Below are 18,534 nucleotides of genomic sequence, written 5' to 3' on the forward strand. Positions count from 1 at the left end.
AGACGGGCCGTCGAAAATAACACCGAAGAAAAAGGGGGCTGATTCCATGATCAAAGGCAGACTCAAGAAATTTTTGGCCTTCGCGACACTCGCATCCATGGTCATAGCCGGATGTTCTTCTCCAACCGGATCAGGAGACTCCAATGCCGCGAGTGCGCAAAAAGAACCGACAGCAGCTAGCAAAGCAGACGGAAATTCATTAAGTCGTTTTATCCCGAACTATTACAACAATACGGAAAAACTGCAATGGGAAAGCGTAATCAAAAAGTTTGAAGAAATGAACCCCGCTGTCAAAGTTACGCTGACAAACGGGGACGTGAACACAGAGTCAGGAAAGCTAACCACGATGCTGCAATCCGGCGTGACTCCGCCTGATGCGATCTTGATGAATGCTGGCCCAGGACGCGTGCGAATCCTGTCAGAGGTGGGATTGATCAAGCAGCTCGATGATTGGTATACACAGAACAACTGGAAGGAAAAGCTTCAGCCATTTGCCTACCAGATGGCTACGGTAACCGACGGCATTTATGAATTGCCTCACACCGTAGACGCGATACAGGTTTACTACAACAAAGACATTTTCGTAAAGTATGGCATCCAAGTCCCGCAGACGGGAGAGGAATTTGTTGCAGCGATGAACACGCTGAAGGCCAACGGAGTTACACCACTCAATACGGGTGCTCGGACCGCGTTTACCGTAGGGGGCTTGTACTCGAATCTTCTGCAGGCGGCTGCAGGCAGAGATGCCGTAGAAGCTCTGCTGTACGGTGAAAAGAAATGGACCGATCCCGAGTTTGTCAAATCGGGCGAAATGCTGGCTGACTGGGCGAAGCAGGAGTATATCGGAAAAGAGTCCATGTCTCTGAATTCCTCCGATCTCCAGCTAAGCTTTTTGAACAAGAAGATGGCGATGTTTGTCTCGCCCACACACATCATTTCCACCATCGCGGAAAACAAGGCAGAAGGCAACATCGGATCGTTCAACATGCCTTCCTTTATTGGCGGGCAGAAAACGAATCCGACAGGTGGGCTCGGCTACACATGGGTAGTGCCGTCCAAGGCTGCTCATCCCGAGCTGGCAGAGAAGTGGATGACCTTTGTTCTCTCAGAGGACTATGCAAACGTGGTATTGGGTGACCCTTCCTACAACCTGATCCCGGCTTCCAAAGCAGCACTGACGGTCAAACCTGCGGGTGAACTGTTAGCCAATGCGATGAAGGAGATTGAAGTAGGGGTAGGCTACAATCCGAGTGTCTTTATCGGCAGCGAAGCCAAGGAAGCCTACTATCAAAATCTGATTGGATTAATCGGCGGATTGGTGAAACCACAGGAAGCGATGGAAGCGATCGCTGCTGGCACCAAAAAAGATCAAGCAGCCGGTTATCAACTAACCAGGAAGTAGGGAGAGGAGCAGGGGATCCTGCTCTCTCCGACTCTACTTCATGGGAATGAAGGAGGGGAAGCGATGAACTCCGTAAATCCGTCACCTGCCCAAAGTATGTACGACGTGAAACCCAGAATGCAGCTTCGCCTCTGGAGACGAAAAGCGAAACGTTTGCTGGTTGTTCTCTCTTTTCTGGCACCCGCGCTGCTTTTATACGGGATCTTTATGCTCTATCCGATGATCGACGCGATTCGTCTGAGCTTGTTCGATTGGGACGGGGCCTCGCCGACTATGAATTTCGTTGGCGTTGACAACTATATAAACCTATTAAAAGACGGAATATTCTTACAATCATTATTGCACAACCTGGTTTGGGTCGTCATCAGTCTCATTTTGGTGGTCATCCCCACACTTGTGCTGGCGGTGATGATTAGCAAAGTCAGAGTAGGCAAGCTGTTCTTTCGCTCTGGATTTTATCTGCCGTCTGTCATTTCTTTGGCGGTAGTAGGCGTGCTTTGGGCCAAAATCTACGATCCGCTCATGGGGCCGGTCAACGTGTTTTTGCAGCAAATCGGCCTCGAATCCCTCGCACGCAACTGGCTAGGGGAGGAGTGGACTGTGCTGCCTGCTCTGGTAATAGCGGGAACCTGGGCGTTTTATGGATTTTACCTGATCCTGTACCTCGCCGGTCTACAGAACATCGATCATTCGGTGTATGAGGCGGCAGAGATTGACGGAGCCGGTCCGATCCGCAAGTTTTTCAGCATTACGATCCCAAGCCTGCGCAATACCTTGAACGTCGTCATCAGCATGGTGGTCATTTATTCCTTTAAAGGATTTGCTTTGATCTGGGTGATGACCCAAGGCGGGCCGTTTTACAAGAGTGAAGTGGTGTCCACCTACGTCTACAAATCCGCCTTTAGCATGAATAAGGTGAGCTATGCCACAGCTGGCGGTGTTCTGCTGGGAATCATCGTCATTACGCTGACCATACTGTTTAACTACTTGCGGGAAAGGCGGGACTAGCGTATGCGCGGGCAACTGAGTGCGGGACGAAATTCGCAGGTTTTCCTATGGGTGCTTTTGATCGTCCTCCTGGGCATCATCGTCATGCCGATCTTTTGGGTGATCCTTGGGAGCTTCAAGACCGCTTTTGAAATTGCCAACTATCCGTTTTCCTTGCCAGCTTCTTGGAACTTGGACAATTTGATCGGCGCGTGGCAGCTGGGTAATTTCAAAACCTACTTTTTCAACAGTGCGTTCATCACCGTGGTAGGAATGATCATCGTGTTTCTGGTCGCATGTCCGGCTGGATATGTGTTTGCGCAGATGACATTCCCGGGCAACCAAATCTTGTTTTATCTGTTTATCTTGGGATTGTCGCTGCCGGTGCAGGCCATCATCATTCCGGTATTCTTCCAGCTGAAAACGATGGGGTTGGTCGATTCGCTGACCGGAATCACCTTGGTCTCGGTGGGGATGGCTCTTCCGTTCTCCGTCTTCTTGATGCGCAACACCTTCAAAGACGTTCCGAAAGAGCTGCGTGAATCCGCGTACGTAGACGGAGCGGGGGAGTGGAGGACGTATCTGAAAATCATGCTGCCGCTGGCGAAGCCGGGAATCGTGGCACTGATGGTTTTCACGTTTATGAATATTTGGAATGACTTCATGCTGCCGCTCGTTTTGCTGATCTCCGAGGATAAGTACACCATCCCGTTAGGACTGCTTTCCTTCCAGGGGAACAACGCTTCCAATTACGGACTCATTTTTGGCGGTACGCTGATCAGCATGGTCCCGAGTGTCATTGTCTACCTGATCTTCCAAAGACAGTTCGTCGAGGGCATGTCCGCGGGATCAGATAAATAACAACCACAAGATGGATAAAGGAGAGATTTTCATATGGCGACAATCACCGACTTGAACAAAGAACAGTATCTTTTGCCGCAGGAGTGGGGCGGCATTCAATGGCTCTGCGGACACGAGATAGACCCAGAGGCAGAAATGACGTTTGGCATGGTGTATATCAATGCGGGTACATCCAACCCAAGGCATGTACATCCGAACTGCGAGGAAGTGATTTTTGTCCTCTCTGGTGAATGCGACCACACGCTAGGGGATGAGGTATTCCATCTGAAGCCGGGCATGATGCTGCGTATTCCGCGGAATGTACCGCATAATGCGACGGTGACCAGCTGGGAGCCGTGCCGGATGATCATCGCCTATTCGGCGGGGGATCGCCAGACCATCGGGGAGTAATCGGGGCACTTTGCAAGCAAAGACGAAAGGTAGGTCTGAAGCGATATGAACCCAATCAAATTTAACTACGAGTATGATTCGAAAATTAAGGTGGGCTTTATCGGGTGCGGGGCTCACGCGTTTCGCAACGTATATCCAACCTTTGACTATGCTCCCGTCGATCTGGTAGCGGTCTGCGACTTGAGTGCCGAGCGTGCGGAAATCTACCGCAGGCGGTTTGGGGCAGAAAAAATGTACACCGACTACAAAGATATGATTAAGCAGGAGAAGCTGGATGCGGTCTTCGTCGTGCTGAACTTCGATAAAGAAGGACGGCCTCTGTACCCCAAAATCGTTCCCGATCTGCTGGAAGCAGGGCTGCCGGTCTGGATGGAAAAGCCGGCTGCATATACGGCGGAAGAAGTAGAGCGCATGCTGGAGGTAGAGGAGCGGACTGGGCAGTACGTGCTCGTCGCCAACAAACGCTACTTCTACCCAACCTTTGAAAAGGCCAAGCAAATCATTGAGCGGGCAGATTTTGGTCAACCCGTTTCCGTAAATGGCCGCTATCCACTGACGCTCACTCCGTATCAGGAAGAGATCGCGACGCGCACTGGCCTGCATTGGTTCCTGGACATTTGCCACCCGATGTCGGGGATTCACTACCTCATGGGTGAAGTAAAAGAGATGTGCTTTATCGAACACCAGCCAAGTGGGAACGTGCAGGCATTGTTGCAGTTCAAGTCAGGAGCGATCGGCAATCTGCAGCTCTCGTCTACGCAGGCGCCTACCAGTCCGTTGGAGCGATTTGAAATCATCGGCAACCATCAAAACGTGGTCATCGACAACGGCATGCGCCTGATCTACTACAAGGGCTCAAAAGGCAGCGGCGAATACGGCAAAGCACCTGTATACATCGGGGATGACCCGGTGGATGGACCCGTACACTGGGAGCCGGAATTTTCACTTGGCCAGGTGTATAACAAAAATCTTTTCCTGCAAGGAATGGTGCAAAGCGTCAGCTACTTTGCCAATGCCGTATTGAGCGGGCAGCGGATCGAGCGTTCTACACTGAGAGATTCGCTTCATCTCACCAGGATGTTTGACGCATTCAAACAGCGATCCGGCAAATGGATCACCATCGACTAAAACAAAGATAGGGAAGAGAGGGGAAGCTTGGATGAAATTTAGCCTGTTTACCGATATGTTGGGGTTACAAACGTTTGAGGATGCTCTGCGGGCAGCGAAAGAGTTGGGCTTTCCCACCATAGATTTGCGTGCGAGTCTGGATGGCGACACCATCGACACGATCTCACTGGAAAAAGCGAGAGAGCTGAAGGCACAGATCGACCAATCTGGCCTGCAGGTGAACAGTGTAAGCTCCTGGGCGGTAAACACGTGCTCTTTTTCCGGGCCGCCAAAGTACGACAGCCACGATGAAGGTCATCACGAGCAGATGAACCAAGTGCTGGAGAGACTGTTTGACTTGGCGGACATCTTCGAGGCTCCTCTCGTGCGCGTCTATTCTCTCCATCGTCCAGAAGGGTTTGATGAATGGACAGAAGAGAAAAAAGAAGCCGAATATCGCTACAATGCAGCCATCATGCGCCGCCATGCCGAACATGCGCAGCACCGCAATAAAATCATCGTGGTTGAAAACGAGCCGCCTACGCTGTCTAGTACGGCAACCGAGCTGGGAATCCTCGCTCGCTACGCAGATCACCCGCATTTGAAAATCAACTGGGATATTCTCAATGGCTGGCGAGCTGGCGAGTATCCGACTGTTGAAGCGTACGAGCATATAAAAGGGTACGTCTGGCAGACACATCTAAAAGGGGCGTACCGTCAGCCAAACTCGGTACATGCAAAACATCCTTTTGGGCAATTTGGAAATTTTGCGATTGCGGGACAAGACGATTACGATCACGGACCGGTCATGCAGGCCATCGCCTTGCACGATCCGCAAGCCGTGATGACGATCGACACCCATTATCCTTCGCTGGATGTGCGAGACAAAGTAGGAGAAATCGAGGTTATGCGCCGAAGCAAGCAGTTTTTTGAAGGGACTGTTGCCGGGGTGATGTCGCATGAGTAAAAAAGCGGTATTGGTAGGGGCGCTCGATACAAAAGGGGTAGAGTTTGGCTATGTGAAGGACCTGCTGGAATCACTCGGCGTGAGTACGATCGTGGTGAATACAGGAGTGCTGGATCAACCCTCGTTTTCCCCGGACATCTCCAGTGACGAGGTGGCTCTAGCAGGTGGGATGAGCATGTCCGAGCTGCGGGCTCAGCAGGATCGCGGAACTGCCGTCGCTGTCATGGCACGTGGTGTGGCTGCTGTAGTAGAACGCTTGATTGGAGAAGGCGTTGTCGGCGGGGTATTCGGGATGGGAGGAACGGCTGGTACGACGGTCGGAGCGGCAGCGATGAAAGCTGTCCCAATTGGCGTTCCCAAATTGCTGGTTTCCACTGTCGCTTCGGGCAACACACGCCCGTATGTGGGGGAAAAAGACGTGACGATGATGTATTCCGTCGTTGACATCGCAGGACTGAATTCGTTGTCACGCCGGATTTTGCGCAATGCGGCGTACGCGCTGGCTGGCATGATGGCAGAGACAGCCGATGAAACGAATCAAACGGAAGATAAGCCCATGATTGGCGCTACCATGTTTGGAGTTACTACGCCTTGCGTGACAAAGGTGCGGGAGAAGCTGGAACAAAGCGGGTATGACGTGCTGGTTTTTCACGCGACCGGTTCAGGAGGATTGGCGATGGAGGAGCTGGTGAAAGCCGGATTTATCAAAGGAGTGGCCGATGTCACCACAACAGAACTGGCTGACGAGCTGGTGGGAGGCATTTTCAGTGCCGGCCCGAAACGGTTGGAAGCAGCAGGTGTGGCAGGAATCCCCCAGGTCGTATCGGTCGGTGCTCTGGATATGGTCAACTTCGGTCCGCCTGAGACCGTTCCTGCTCAGTTTGCCGAGCGGAAATTTTATCAGCACAATCCAACGACGACGCTCATGCGTACGACCGTAGAGGAAAATCAGGAGCTGGGCCGCCTAATCGCAGAAAAGCTGAACCAAAGCCATTCCCCAACCGTATTCGTTTTCCCAAAAGGCGGCGTCTCCCTGCTGGATCGGGACTCCCAAGCTTTTGATGGCGTGGAGGAACGGCAAGCTTTGTACGACGCACTCAAAGAAAATTTGCGCGAAGACATCTCGTTTGTGGAAATGGAACAGGACATCAACGACCCGGCTGTCGCGGAAGTGATTGCGGCTCACCTTTTGACTATGCTGAAACCATCTTGGGGAGGAAATGAACATGGCTATCGCTAGAAGAGAAATTATCGGCAGGCTACGTCAGCAAGTCGCTGAGAATCGTGCGATTGTCGGCGCTGGAGCGGGTACGGGCCTGTCGGCAAAATGCGCGGAAGAAGGTGGAGCCGACCTCATTATCATCTACAACTCCGGACGTTATCGGATGGCAGGCCGTGGTTCCCTCGCCGGGCTGATGCCATATGGCGACGCCAATCAGATTGTAGTGGAAATGGGGGGAGAGGTTCTCCCAATCGTGAACAACACGCCGGTGCTCGCTGGTGTTTGCGGTACCGACCCATTCCGGCTTATGGATGTCTATCTCAAGCAGCTCAAAGACATGGGATTCTCAGGAGTACAAAACTTCCCGACAGTTGGTCTGTGCGATGGTGTCTTCCGTCAAAACCTGGAGGAGACAGGAATGGGCTACGATCTGGAAGTGGAGATGATTCGCAAGGCACATGAACTGGGGCTGCTCACCACGCCCTATGTGTTTAACGAGGAGCAGGCGATTAAAATGGCCGAGGCAGGTGCAGATGTGCTGGTTGCCCACGTCGGTTTGACCACCAAAGGGACCATCGGCGCCCATACAGCACTCACTCTCGATGAATCAGTTGACCTGGTGCAGCGCATTCACGACGCAGGCAAATCGGCTAATCCAGACATCCTGGTGATATGCCACGGAGGTCCCATCTCCGAGCCGGAGGATGCTGCGTATGTTTTGAGCAGAACCAAGGGAGTCGTAGGCTTCTTCGGTGCATCCAGCATCGAACGGCTGCCGACGGAAATCGCGATTACTCAGCAAGTGAGCAAATTCAAGCGTCTTGACGCCAAATTAACGGATTCCGCGAGAGTCTAAAGGCAGGGAGAGGGATTGAAAGAGCTATTGCTTGCCACATGCTGCGGGGCGATCGTAGGGATGGTTTTCTCTATCGTTAAATTTCCGATGCCCGCCCCAAGTTCTTTGCCTGGAGTCTTGAGTATCTTTGGGATTTATCTTGGATTTAAGCTTGTCGAGTGGATTCGGGAATTCATGTAAAAGGAGGCGGGAAACCGCTTCTTTTTCTTTTTGACGATTTCACCTGCGCCTTCTGATCATTCTCTGACATTTGGCTGTTACTCTGTTGGAAACGATCAGAGGGAGGACGATTCAAATGGATCTTGACCGACTTGCGAGGATACAGGAAGAAGAGGCATGGAAAGCTGCTTATGACGAAGAAATCGGCAAGCTGGAGATGACATTCCAAGAATTAACCCTGCTGCAATACGAATTGACGACCGAAAAAATCGAGTCTCCCAGACTGAATGAAATTCAGCAGGCGCATTATCAGATATTTACGGACCCTCGGTTTACAGAGATGCTAGGTTTTTGGGAGCAAAAAATCAGTGACTTGAAATGGAAGAGAAGGCTTGCTGTACTGAAAAACAAAGCGCTGCAGGAAGAAATCGAAAGTCATCCTGCTATCGCATCGATCAAGAATTCACTCATGTCTACGATCTTACAGAAGACCTTTGCGCTTCATGGGGAAACCTATTCGCTCTCAAATGTGCAAGCGTATCTGATGATGAATCCGGATCGTCAATTACGCGAGGATCTATTCATGGAAACGGTACGGTATGGGAAAGAGACGGCCAGTCAGTTTCGTGAGCTGGTTCTCGCGAGGAATCGTTATGCTCAGGAAAAAGGGTATTCGACTTATTTCCATTTCGTGTTCGAGCACATTTATGGACAGGATTGGGAAATGTACCGGGAACAAGGAATGCAGATGCTGCAACAGACAGACGCCATTTCCAGGGCGTGGGATTCGCGATTCAAAGAGAAGTTTGGCTGGGAGGATGTTCGATACCATGACCTACTCTTTGGAGCCTTGAACTACTACGATCTTCCTGCCGAGGCTTTTCCAAGCGAGAAAATAAACGAGGTCTTAGCACTTACATGCGCCTCTTTTGGAGTAGAGCTTTCTTCCACCCCCATTCAAGTAACATTATGTGATCTGCCCTACGGAGGTATGATGAACGCCATTTCTCCCACGGATATTCGGATTGCTGTTCGGAAGCGGGATGGCTATGGTGCTTATAAAATTGCGCTGCATGAGATGGGGCATGCGCTGTATGAACATTTTTCCTCGCAGCAACCACCAGAGCTTTTCCAGTTTAAAGATTTGATCGGACATGAAGCGATGGCGGAGATCTTCATGACCATTTCTGCACAGCCCAAGTGGTTACAGGATGTGTTCCACGTAGAGGATTCCGCGATCAAACAGATTCAGGAGTACGATCACCTCTTTTTTCTGATCGTCACCAAATACTATTTCTATCAAAGTCTGTTGGAGCATGCCATCTATGAAAATCCCGAAGCTGATTTCCAGGAGCTTTCTGATAAATGGGCAGAGGAAGTATTCGGAGTAAAGGGAAGAGCCATGAGTCCATCGGTAGACGTACTATATTTGGCTTATCCGGTCTACACGCACAGCTATATTTTTGCGGATGGCATACGGGATATGCTGCGAAAAGCGTTTCGCGTGGATGGACTTTACGGAAACCAGCACGTATTTGACGCCATACGCCAATCCTTTATGGAGCCGTCTGAAAGCGAGCCATGGCAGGAGAAGATTCAAGCGCTTTGCAAAGAACCGTTTACGTTTCAATATTTTGCGGAGTATCTAGCGGGAAAGAGTCGTTTTCAGTGATGATCGCTTGCACGGTGTAAGCCCCTTTTACGGCGCGTGAGTCGCTGCAGATAAATAAACGACCGCTCACCTGCAAAGTGCAAGGAGCGGTCGTTGCCATTTCTTATAGAAAGGGAGAGTCCGATACTACGCCGCTTTGGTATCGTGTTGCTTTTTGTTGCTTGTCAATTTCAAAGTCAGCAAGGTAATAGCACCGATAGCCAGAATTCCCGAAATGATGAACAGTCCTTGCGTAAAGGCGACCGATCCGAGAATCATGGGTCCGACAAAACCACCTAATGCCGCAAAGGAGTTGACCAATGCGATGCCAACAGGAGCGGTAGAAGCGGTAAAGAAGAAGGTTTTGTAGGCAAAGAAGCTGCCCAGAAATCCATACAATCCGACAGAGGTCAGCGTCAGCATAAGGACCATCCAAAATAACGTACTCGAGTACCCGCAGCCGATAAACCCGATGATCGAAATCAAGAAGCAGACGAATAAATGCTGTTTATGCGCATTTGTACGATCGGAGTTCCAGCCGACAAAGAGAAGAGACGGGACCGCGACTACGGACGGAATCATGGCTAGCCAGCCGATTTGCAGGTTGTTCGTTGCGTTTGCCGATAAAGATTTAATAATCGTAGGCATCCAAAACGACAGGCCGTATACCGCTGTGTACACACCGAAGTACAGAAGAGACAGCTTCCAGACCTTTGAGTCCTTGAGCATTTCGCGTGTAGAAGCTTTGTTCACTTGCGCGCTTGCCTTTTGTTCGGCATCCAGCTCTGCCTCCAGCCAGTCTTTTTCCTGTTGGGTTAACCATTTGGCTTGAGAAGGCTTGTTGGTCAAGTAAAATATGACGACGATACCCAAAAGAATAGCCGGGATGCCTTCCAGGACGAACATCCATCTCCAGCCGGACATTTGCAGCCAAGTGATATTGTCCATGATCCAGGTAGAAAGAGGGGCCCCGATCAATCCGCCAATCGGCAGCGCGAGAACCAGGACAGCCGTTGCGCGGCCTCTTTCGCTTGCGCGGAACCAATACGTCAAATATAGGATAATGCCAGGGAAGAAGCCAGCTTCGGCGATGCCCAAAAGGAAGCGCAGAATGTTCAAATGAGTGGTCGTCTGGGCAAAGCCTGTTAAGATGACGATAATTCCCCAGGAGAGCATGATGCGGGCGATCCACATCTTGGCACCAACTTTATGCATGATCATGTTGCTGGGGATTTCAAAGAAGAAATAGCCGATGAAGAAAATGCCGGAGAGAAGACCAAATACTTCAGAGGTCAGCGCCAGCTCCGCATTCATCTGCAGAGCGGCATAACCGAGGTTGACCCGATCCAGATAAGCAACCACATACAGAATCAAGATCATTGGAAGAATGCGCGCCATCGTTTTGCGGATGGTACTCTTTTCTATAGAAAGAACAGATTGATCCATGATAGCTTCCCTCGTTTCCAACTAGTATTTTTCGATTAAACGAGCACTAGATTTGCTCATTTTGCAAAATGATAGCGATCCCTTGACCGCCGCCAATGCAGAGCGAAGCCAATCCGTATTTCACTTGTCGTTTCTTCATTTCAAGAGCCAGCGAGTACGTAATTCGCGAACCACTCGCACCGACAGGGTGGCCTAAGGCGATCGCTCCTCCGTTGACATTGACTTTTTCCTCATCGATTCCCAGCTCTTTTACGACAGAGAGAGCTTGGGCCGCAAAGGCTTCGTTGAATTCAAACAAGCCGATATCCGCCAAAGTGAGTCCCGCCTTTTCCAATGCCTTCTTACTGGCAGGTACGGGACCGATACCCATGATGCTCGGGTCCACTCCGGCTACGCCCCACGATACGATCTTTGCGAGCGGCTGTAGCTGATGCTCTTCGACATACTCCGTGGAGGCGAGAAGTACAGCCGCTGCCCCATCGTTAATCCCACTGGCGTTACCTGGAGTGACAGTCCCATCCTTTTGAAAAGCGGGCTTCAATTTGGCGAAGCCTTCAAGTGTGGCTTCGCGGATGTGCTCATCCTGATCGAACAGGATTTCCTCGCCCCTGCGTCCTTTCAGCTTGATGGGAACGATCTCCTCTGCAAAGCGACCGCTCGCTCGGGAAGCAAACGCTTTTTCATGCGACTTCAGAGAGAACTGGTCCTGCTCTTTGCGGGAGATCGAATATTTGACCGCCAAATTCTCTGCGGTGATCCCCATGCCACAGCCAATGTAGCTGTCTGTCAAAGTACCCCAGAGCATATCGTCAACGATGGGGGCTTTGTTGGGAGAGCCGAAGCGAGTACCCCGCAATACATGGGGGGACAGACTCATATTCTCGGTCCCACCAGCGACAATCACTTGGGCATCACCGAGCGCGATCGTCTGCGCTGCAGATACAATCGACTGCATGCTGGAGCCGCACAAGCGATTGAGCGTGAGCGCCGCAGAGGATTCGGTCATACCGCTTCTAAGGCCGATATGTCTGGCCAAATAGGCTGAGCTGGTACTCGTGTGAATGATGTTGCCGAAGATGATTTCCTCGACCTCACTCGCAGGGACACCACTTCGCTTGAGAGCTTCCTGCGTCACGGCCACTCCGAGATCGATGTCGCTCACATCTCTCAAGGAACCGCCAAAAGAGCCAAATGCCGTTCTGGCACCTTCAATCAAATGCGTTGCCATCTTAATTCCTCCTTTGATTTATTTACATGCCGCCTGCGACACTCAGATGTTCACCCGTTATGCCGCTTGCAGCATCTGATGCCAGATAGAGAACTCCGGATGCGACTTCTTCCGGTTGGATAAAGCGGTTCATCGCTTGCCGTGGGTACAAAATGGCTTCGAGTGCTTCTTTTTCTGTCAATCCTTTTACGGTTAAACTATCGAGCTGTTTTTGAACCAAGTCGGTGCGAACAGGTCCGGGAAGAATTGAGTTGGCAGTAATGTTGTGAGCAGCGCCTTCTAAAGCGGTAACGCCTGTTACTCCGATAACACCATGCTTGGCAGCGACATAGGCCACTTTCTCCGGCGTTGCCAGCTTTCCGTGAACGGAGGAAATATTGACAATCCTGCCGTATCCCGCTTCCTTCATGTGGGGAAATACATGCTTGGTCATCAGGAAGACTCCGGTCAGCATGACGTTCAGCAAAAGGTTCCATTTCTCCAAAGGAAACGATTCGATAGGGGAGCGATACTGAAGTCCGGCGTTGTTCACCAAGACCTCGATGGAGCCTTTTTCCAGGGTGATCTGTGCGATTGCGGATTGAATGCTGGCCTCATCCGTTACATCCAAGTGAATGCCTTTTGCATTCGCACCGAGGGATGCAGCCGTTTCCTCTGCGGCTTCCCGGTTCAGATCTGCGATGTAAACAAAGTCATTTTGCTTCGTAAACGCCTGAGCGATTGCTTTTCCGATCCCACCTGCCGCACCTGTCACAATCACGGTTCTTTGCTTTGACACGCTCTTCGTCTCCTTTCTTCTAGCGGCTGCTAGTCTGCAAATGAGGGTTCAGGTACTCCAAGGGGAAGCCGACCTTTTCGCTGAGCTCCTCGATCGTCACATCCTCGAGCATTTCGACGACTTTTACACCGTCCGGGGGAAAGGTAAACACAGCGTAGTCAGAGACGAACAGGTCCACACGTTTGATTCCGCTCGTTTTGTAGGTGAGCTGGGGAACGAGCTTGGATTCACCGTCCTTTGTAAAGAGGGTAGCGGCGACGATCACCTTTTTTGCCCCGGCAACCAGATCCATCGCTCCGCCGACACCGAGAATCGGCTGGTTGGGAACCGCCCAGTTGGCTATTTCTCCGTAAACATCGACTTGCAGGGTACCGAGTACGGCTACATCCACATGGCCGCCGCGAATGAGAGCGAACGAATCGGCGCTGTTGAAAAAGGATGCCCCACGCAAATAGGTGACAGGCTCTTTTCCGGCATTGATCAGATCGATATCCAGCTCATCCTCGGAAGGAGAGGGACCCATTCCTAGCAAGCCATTTTCCGTTTGCAGGTAAACCTCTTTTTCATCCAAATAGGAGGCTACCAAAGTGGGGATGCCCACTCCTAGATTCACGACCTGCCCGTTTTCCAGCTCCTGCGCAATTCTCTTTGCAATGACGTGTCTCTTATCTTGACTCAACGTACTCCCTCCCGCTCTTTACATATTTGCTCTGGATGACGTAATCGACGTAGGCGTGCGGCGTCACGATATACTCTGGGTCAAGCGCACCGACTTCTACGATTTCGTCTACCTCGGCGATGACGATTTTGCCGGCAGTAGCCATCATTGGATTAAAGTTTCTGGCGGTTGTGTGATAGACAAGATTTCCGAGTCGATCTGCCTTTGCCGCCCTTACGATGGCGACATCGCCTTTAATGGCTTTTTCAAAGATGTACCGCTCGCCGTCAATGATCCGCTCTTCCTTCCCTTGGGCTAGCTCCGTTCCGACAGCTGTTTTGGTATAAAAGCCGCCGATTCCGGCCCCGCCACAGCGAATGGCCTCCGCCAAGGTTCCTTGGGGCAGCAGCTCGATATCCAGCTCGCCCTTTGTCCAGGCGATTACGGCTTCCCGGTTTATCGAAAAGAAGGAGCCAATCGCTTTTTTGATTTTTCCTTGCATGAACAGCTTGTGCAGACCTTGGCCGTTGTCGCCGAGATTATTGCTGACAATGGTCAAATCCCAGATGTCGGTTTCGAGAAGCTCGTCGATGATGGTCAGAGGTGTTCCAGATAACCCAAAACCGCCCGCCAGGATTTGATCACCGCTTTTAAAGAGCTGCCGAATGCCGCATGCTTCCACGATTTTGCTCATGTTTTCCCCTCCAGCAAAAAGTTTCACTTCAAAATGTAAACGCTCTCTTTATGGGTGAAAAAAATTTGATACCGTTGTGATTCATTTCCATTTCAGTTAGATTTAAATGGTCTGTAAAGGAATCGAAACCAGACTGTAGTCTGATTTTATTAAAATAAATTATATTCTGTCAATAATCGAATTTGGAGGTTTTTCATGCTCGAACCAAGGCAAAAACAGCGCAGAGGGGAAAAAACACGGGATAAAATCTTAAAAATGGCGTTAAAACTTTTTAGTGAAAAGGGCTATGATAAAGTAACGGTCGACGAGATCGTTAGCCAAACAGGGACTTCAAAAGGGTCCTTTTATCAGCATTTTTCAGCGAAGTCGGATATCTTCCTGGTGAGATTTGCCGAAGTAGACGAGTACTACTCGGAAGTTTATCAATCCTTTCCGAAAGAGATGGATGCCACTGAGAAGATCATGATCTTTATACGTAAATTAATGAACTTCCTGGAAACGGAAATGGGTAAGGATCTGATGAAAGTGATTTACAGCTCTGCCCTAAACTCCAGAGAGCATACGTACTTCTCCGATTCCAACCGCTCGCTTTTCCGGATCATCCAGCTTTTGCTCGAGGACGCGAAGGAGCAGGGCGTCATAACGACAGAACATACCGTGGAAGAGATGTCGACCATGCTGACACAGAGCATGATGGGGATTATTTATTACTGGGGCTTGCACGACACAAAGCAAAGTCTCGAGGAGCTGGCAATGCCGTTGATTACGACGGTGATGCGAGGAATGAAAGCGGAAAAAAGATAGGTCATGAAGCAGCAAAAAGCCCGTTTTGGCATGTAGCCGAAGCGGGTTTTTTGCTGGAGAGGAAGAGGAATTGGCAGAATTTGATCCCATCCGGCAGAAAAGCTTGTTAGGTATAATGTCCTATAAGAGATGCGCCCTACATACGAATGATTGGGGAGATGAAAGTGGATGGTTTGCCAAACAAGAATTCGAAATCACCTAAGCCGTCCTTGCTTCCCAAAGATAAATATATACCTATCCGAAAAAAATTTTATTACAGTCATGCTTTTGCCTTGGGCTGGATGCTATTTTCGATCTGGTTCTCGATCCCGTGGGTGATAGATTTGGGAGGGCTAGTGAGCGTGCCAGTCGCGCTGTTTGTCATTGTCGGCCTCTCCTATATTCCCGGCTATATGAATGCTTTTATGGTTTCGAGTCTATTGCTGGACCGTCAGCCCGCACTGAAGGTTACTCATCCTGCGGAAGAAATCACGATACTCATCGCGTGCCGAAATGAAGAAAATGGCATCGGTGAAACGATACGCTATATTTCGCTGCAAGATTACCAGGGGCCAATCAACATCATCGTAATTGATAACCATTCAACCGATCGTACAGCCGAAAAAGCGCTGGAGGCCGGGAGCGATTACAACGTCAACGTAAAAGTCATCGAGGAAGCGAAGCCCGGCAAAAACTTTGCATTAAATGCTGCGATTCCACATGTTGAAACGAAATGGATGATTACGCTGGATGCGGATACCTTGCTGCACAAATACGCGGTTCGCTATATCGTGGCCAGTATGCTGTCCGCTCCGCACGATGTCTGTGCGGTTGCCGGTGCTGTTCTCGTACGGAACAGCAGAGGTAGGCTATTGGCGAGGACCCAGGAATGGGACTACTTTTTGGGAATAGCCAGTATCAAAAGGCTGCAGGGCTTGTTTCAAGGGACGTTGGTTGCCCAAGGGGCCTTTTCCATTTATAAAACGGAAGCGGTCGCTCAAGTAGGGGGCTGGCCGGATGCGATCGGAGAAGATATTGTCTTGACGTGGAGGTTTCTGGGCAATGGCTGGAAAGTTTATTTTGAGCCCTTGGCCGTCGCATTTACGGAGGTGCCCGAAACATTCACGCATTTTTTCAGACAGCGCAGCCGCTGGGCGAGAGGGATGATTGAGGCGCTCAGAGTGATTAAACCATGGCACCAGCCCCTTGCCTATACCAAGTATTTGACAGGCTGCAATTTCGTCATGCCGTACATCGATATCGTCTACACGTTTGTGTGGCTGCCCGGGCTCGTGTTGGCGTTTTTCGGTTCTTACTGGATAGTGGGAATGACCACTCTATTGGTTTTGCCTTTGACCTTGCTGCAGAATTCCGTTCTGTATCGCTACCAGAGAAATGTCTTCCGCGTTCTTGAGCTTCGCATTCGCAAAAATGTGCTTGGCTTTTTTGCCTATGTGCTTTTCTATCAATTTATAATGAGTCCGGTCTCTGTCTGGGGTTATTTCCAAGAGGTGTTTCGGGCCAAGAGGATTTGGAAGTAGAGCTTCATGCATGCTCGGGGTTTAACGGCTTCGCTGTCCGGGTATCATCTTGAGTAGGAAAATTCTGACTCGGGTGGGGGAGCGAAATTGTTTGCAAATCAACTTTATCGGTGTGCATTTCTATTCCTTACGATCACGCTTTGTCGTTTTTTCTTTTCTCCTTTCCCGATCAGCTATGCGATCGATGAGAACCTAATCCTCGATCCGGGGTTTGAAACCAAACAGGGGTGGGACAATTGGGGCGGGCTCTACATGTCCCCGGCAGCCAAAAACAGCGGGAGTTTTGCTGCTGCCGTCGATCAGGCTGAGGGGGGAGCAGGACAGATCATCGACGCTGCTGTCCCGGGAAAGACGTACATACTGAAAGGAAATGGCAGTGTAAACAGAATCGGTCAAGAAGGAATCATCGGGGCAGAATGTCTGGACAAGAACGGAAAACGAATCCCAGGGGGAAGAGTGACGCTTACCTTCAAGAGCACTTCCTTTGAGGAAAAATCGGCATCTTTTACGACTGTGCCTGACACGGCTCACATACAGGTGTACGTCTATGTCTATCAAGCCATCGCAGGCGGTGTTTCCTATTTTGATGATATAAGCCTTGTCCCTGCTTCGTGCACCTACGATTGCCATACGAATAATGCAGCGTTTCTGCCGAATGACTGGTTTGCCGAGCCCCAGGCTCCCGCAGAGATCGAAGTTCGTGTCAAGCAATTAAGCCAGATGAGAATTCGCTATCAGATGGCGGACGTTGGCATGCTGACGGAATGGGGGATGCTCGACGCGAGGAGCTATGCCGGACTGGCACAATGGCTGAAATACTCCAAGGAAGCTGCTCCCGACCAAGTGGTAATTGCGGTGCTTAATTTTAATCAAAGGCTGACAAAGGACGAGAATGGAAACGAACAGCCGAACCCCCTGTTTGGGAAAGAGACGTTTAATCAAAATGTGAATCAGATCGTGCAGAAGCTCGTCCATGAAGGAATTTTCTGGGACGGAAAGCTGTACAGGGTGGATGGCGTTCATCTCGACATGGAACCGTTTCTCACAGACGACCGCGAACTGGAAAATACGCTTCGCTATTTGCGAGAACATGCGCTGAACGGCAATCGCTACTTCTCGGTGGCTGCGCCCGTTCAGTATGGCGGGGAAAAACAGTGGAGCTACGAGTATATCCAAAGGATTGCCTCCATCGTCAATCAGATCAATCCGATGGTGTACGATCAAATGGGATGGGATTCGCCGATCGATTCTCCCTACGCCTATCAAACGCTATGGACCACGGAGATGAAGCGATACAGTGACGCTATTCTCTTGGCAAAAGGCAATTGCCAGCTGCTCCCCATCATGCCGGCCTATGAACGCAGAACGGTAGAAGAGATAGGAGTGGTCTATCACGATCCGTACGTGGAAAACATCTACTCCGCCGCGAAGGGCTTGGTCAATGCCAGCCAAGCAGGGGCAAAGATTCACGGAGCGGGGATTTTCTGGTGGGCTACCTTTATCGGTGATTACCCAGAGCTGTATCCTCGAACGTATTACTTGCTGGACCAGGAGCACTGGATGAAAGAATGGGTCCATCATTCCTAAGTCAACGTTTTCATGTTCATGCTCTTTTTTTACGAATAGAATGCAAGAATCATATGGATTTAAAAGGAAATGGCAGGATAAGCAAGCAAAAGGCAAGAGATTACGGTCAACTGCCGCTGAGCCACAGAGAGGGGGTAATATCGAGAATTTTCAGATTTGAGCCATTGGAAACATTATGGTAACCTTTTATTGTTACGACGGATTGTAATATGAAGTG

Annotated in this window: 18 protein-coding genes; 13 read left to right on the plus strand and 5 right to left on the minus strand. The window is 50.4% G+C overall.

What is annotated here, in order from left to right; translation table 11 throughout:
- Positions 1–46: 46 nt before the first annotated feature.
- From EDM55_RS17740 to EDM55_RS17785, 10 genes are all read left to right on the plus strand, one after another.
- Complete coding sequence (locus tag EDM55_RS17740) at positions 47–1,402, plus strand: ABC transporter substrate-binding protein (RefSeq protein ID WP_122960935.1); 1,356 nt, start codon at positions 47–49, stop codon at positions 1,400–1,402.
- Between the two features lie 63 nt (positions 1,403–1,465).
- On the plus strand, positions 1,466–2,410 hold the full coding sequence (locus EDM55_RS17745) for a carbohydrate ABC transporter permease (protein WP_122960936.1): 945 nt from the start codon (positions 1,466–1,468) through the stop codon (positions 2,408–2,410).
- A 3-nt stretch (positions 2,411–2,413) separates the two neighbouring features.
- Entirely contained in the window at positions 2,414–3,250 is an 837-nt protein-coding gene (locus EDM55_RS17750; RefSeq protein ID WP_122960937.1) for a carbohydrate ABC transporter permease, read from the plus strand.
- 33 nt (positions 3,251–3,283) lie between these two features.
- Positions 3,284–3,640: a cupin domain-containing protein gene (locus tag EDM55_RS17755; protein ID WP_092272863.1), complete on the plus strand. Its 357-nt coding sequence runs from the start codon at positions 3,284–3,286 to the stop codon at positions 3,638–3,640.
- A 45-nt stretch (positions 3,641–3,685) separates the two neighbouring features.
- Positions 3,686–4,768: a Gfo/Idh/MocA family oxidoreductase gene (locus tag EDM55_RS17760; RefSeq protein WP_122960938.1), complete on the plus strand. Its 1,083-nt coding sequence runs from the start codon at positions 3,686–3,688 to the stop codon at positions 4,766–4,768.
- 31 nt (positions 4,769–4,799) lie between these two features.
- Complete coding sequence (locus tag EDM55_RS17765) at positions 4,800–5,714, plus strand: sugar phosphate isomerase/epimerase family protein (protein ID WP_122960939.1); 915 nt, start codon at positions 4,800–4,802, stop codon at positions 5,712–5,714.
- Positions 5,707–6,954 carry a Tm-1-like ATP-binding domain-containing protein gene (locus EDM55_RS17770; RefSeq protein ID WP_122960940.1) on the plus strand — a complete coding sequence of 416 codons (1,248 nt, stop codon included), beginning with the start codon at positions 5,707–5,709 and terminating at the stop codon, positions 6,952–6,954. Before EDM55_RS17765 ends, EDM55_RS17770 begins: the two co-directional genes overlap by 8 nt.
- A complete protein-coding gene (locus EDM55_RS17775) occupies positions 6,941–7,792 on the plus strand; it encodes a phosphoenolpyruvate hydrolase family protein (RefSeq protein WP_122960941.1) in 852 nt (283 codons plus the stop codon). Before EDM55_RS17770 ends, EDM55_RS17775 begins: the two co-directional genes overlap by 14 nt.
- 27 nt (positions 7,793–7,819) lie before the next feature.
- Positions 7,820–7,972, plus strand: coding sequence for a XapX domain-containing protein (locus EDM55_RS17780; RefSeq protein ID WP_307723946.1), 153 nt, complete (start codon positions 7,820–7,822; stop codon positions 7,970–7,972).
- Between the two features lie 115 nt (positions 7,973–8,087).
- The gene (locus EDM55_RS17785; RefSeq protein ID WP_122960943.1) at positions 8,088–9,623 is read left to right on the plus strand and encodes a hypothetical protein; all 1,536 of its coding nucleotides are present in this window, start codon (positions 8,088–8,090) and stop codon (positions 9,621–9,623) included.
- Between the two features lie 126 nt (positions 9,624–9,749).
- On the opposite strand, the gene EDM55_RS17790 is transcribed toward EDM55_RS17785, so the two are convergent.
- The 5 genes from EDM55_RS17790 to EDM55_RS17810 are packed head-to-tail and all read right to left on the minus strand — an operon-like array spanning position 9,750 to position 14,406.
- Positions 9,750–11,048, minus strand: a complete 1,299-nt coding sequence (locus EDM55_RS17790) for an MFS transporter (protein WP_122960944.1) — start codon at positions 11,046–11,048, stop codon at positions 9,750–9,752.
- Between the two features lie 46 nt (positions 11,049–11,094).
- Positions 11,095–12,276, minus strand: a complete 1,182-nt coding sequence (locus EDM55_RS17795; RefSeq protein WP_122960945.1) for an acetyl-CoA C-acetyltransferase — start codon at positions 12,274–12,276, stop codon at positions 11,095–11,097.
- Positions 12,277–12,298: 22 nt separating this feature from the next.
- Complete coding sequence (locus EDM55_RS17800) at positions 12,299–13,054, minus strand: 3-hydroxybutyrate dehydrogenase (RefSeq protein WP_122960946.1); 756 nt, start codon at positions 13,052–13,054, stop codon at positions 12,299–12,301.
- Between the two features lie 19 nt (positions 13,055–13,073).
- Positions 13,074–13,733 carry a 3-oxoacid CoA-transferase subunit B gene (locus EDM55_RS17805; protein WP_122960947.1) on the minus strand — a complete coding sequence of 220 codons (660 nt, stop codon included), beginning with the start codon at positions 13,731–13,733 and terminating at the stop codon, positions 13,074–13,076.
- Entirely contained in the window at positions 13,720–14,406 is a 687-nt protein-coding gene (locus EDM55_RS17810; RefSeq protein WP_092272831.1) for a CoA transferase subunit A, read from the minus strand. The genes EDM55_RS17805 and EDM55_RS17810 overlap by 14 nt, the downstream gene beginning before the upstream one ends.
- Before the next feature lie 195 nt (positions 14,407–14,601).
- On the opposite strand from EDM55_RS17810, the gene EDM55_RS17815 reads away from it, so the two are divergent.
- The 3 genes from EDM55_RS17815 to EDM55_RS17825 all read left to right on the plus strand — a co-directional run bounded on the left by EDM55_RS17815 (position 14,602) and on the right by EDM55_RS17825 (position 18,317).
- On the plus strand, positions 14,602–15,210 hold the full coding sequence (locus EDM55_RS17815; RefSeq protein WP_092272828.1) for a TetR/AcrR family transcriptional regulator: 609 nt from the start codon (positions 14,602–14,604) through the stop codon (positions 15,208–15,210).
- Positions 15,211–15,368: 158 nt separating this feature from the next.
- The gene (locus tag EDM55_RS17820) at positions 15,369–16,730 is read left to right on the plus strand and encodes a glycosyltransferase family 2 protein (RefSeq protein WP_122960949.1); all 1,362 of its coding nucleotides are present in this window, start codon (positions 15,369–15,371) and stop codon (positions 16,728–16,730) included.
- Positions 16,731–16,817: 87 nt separating this feature from the next.
- Positions 16,818–18,317: a glycosyl hydrolase family 18 protein gene (locus EDM55_RS17825; RefSeq protein WP_122960948.1), complete on the plus strand. Its 1,500-nt coding sequence runs from the start codon at positions 16,818–16,820 to the stop codon at positions 18,315–18,317.
- Positions 18,318–18,534 lie beyond the last annotated feature (217 nt).

The organism is Brevibacillus centrosporus (assembly GCF_003710815.1).
GTDB classification, from domain to species: Bacteria; Bacillota; Bacilli; order Brevibacillales; family Brevibacillaceae; genus Brevibacillus; species Brevibacillus centrosporus.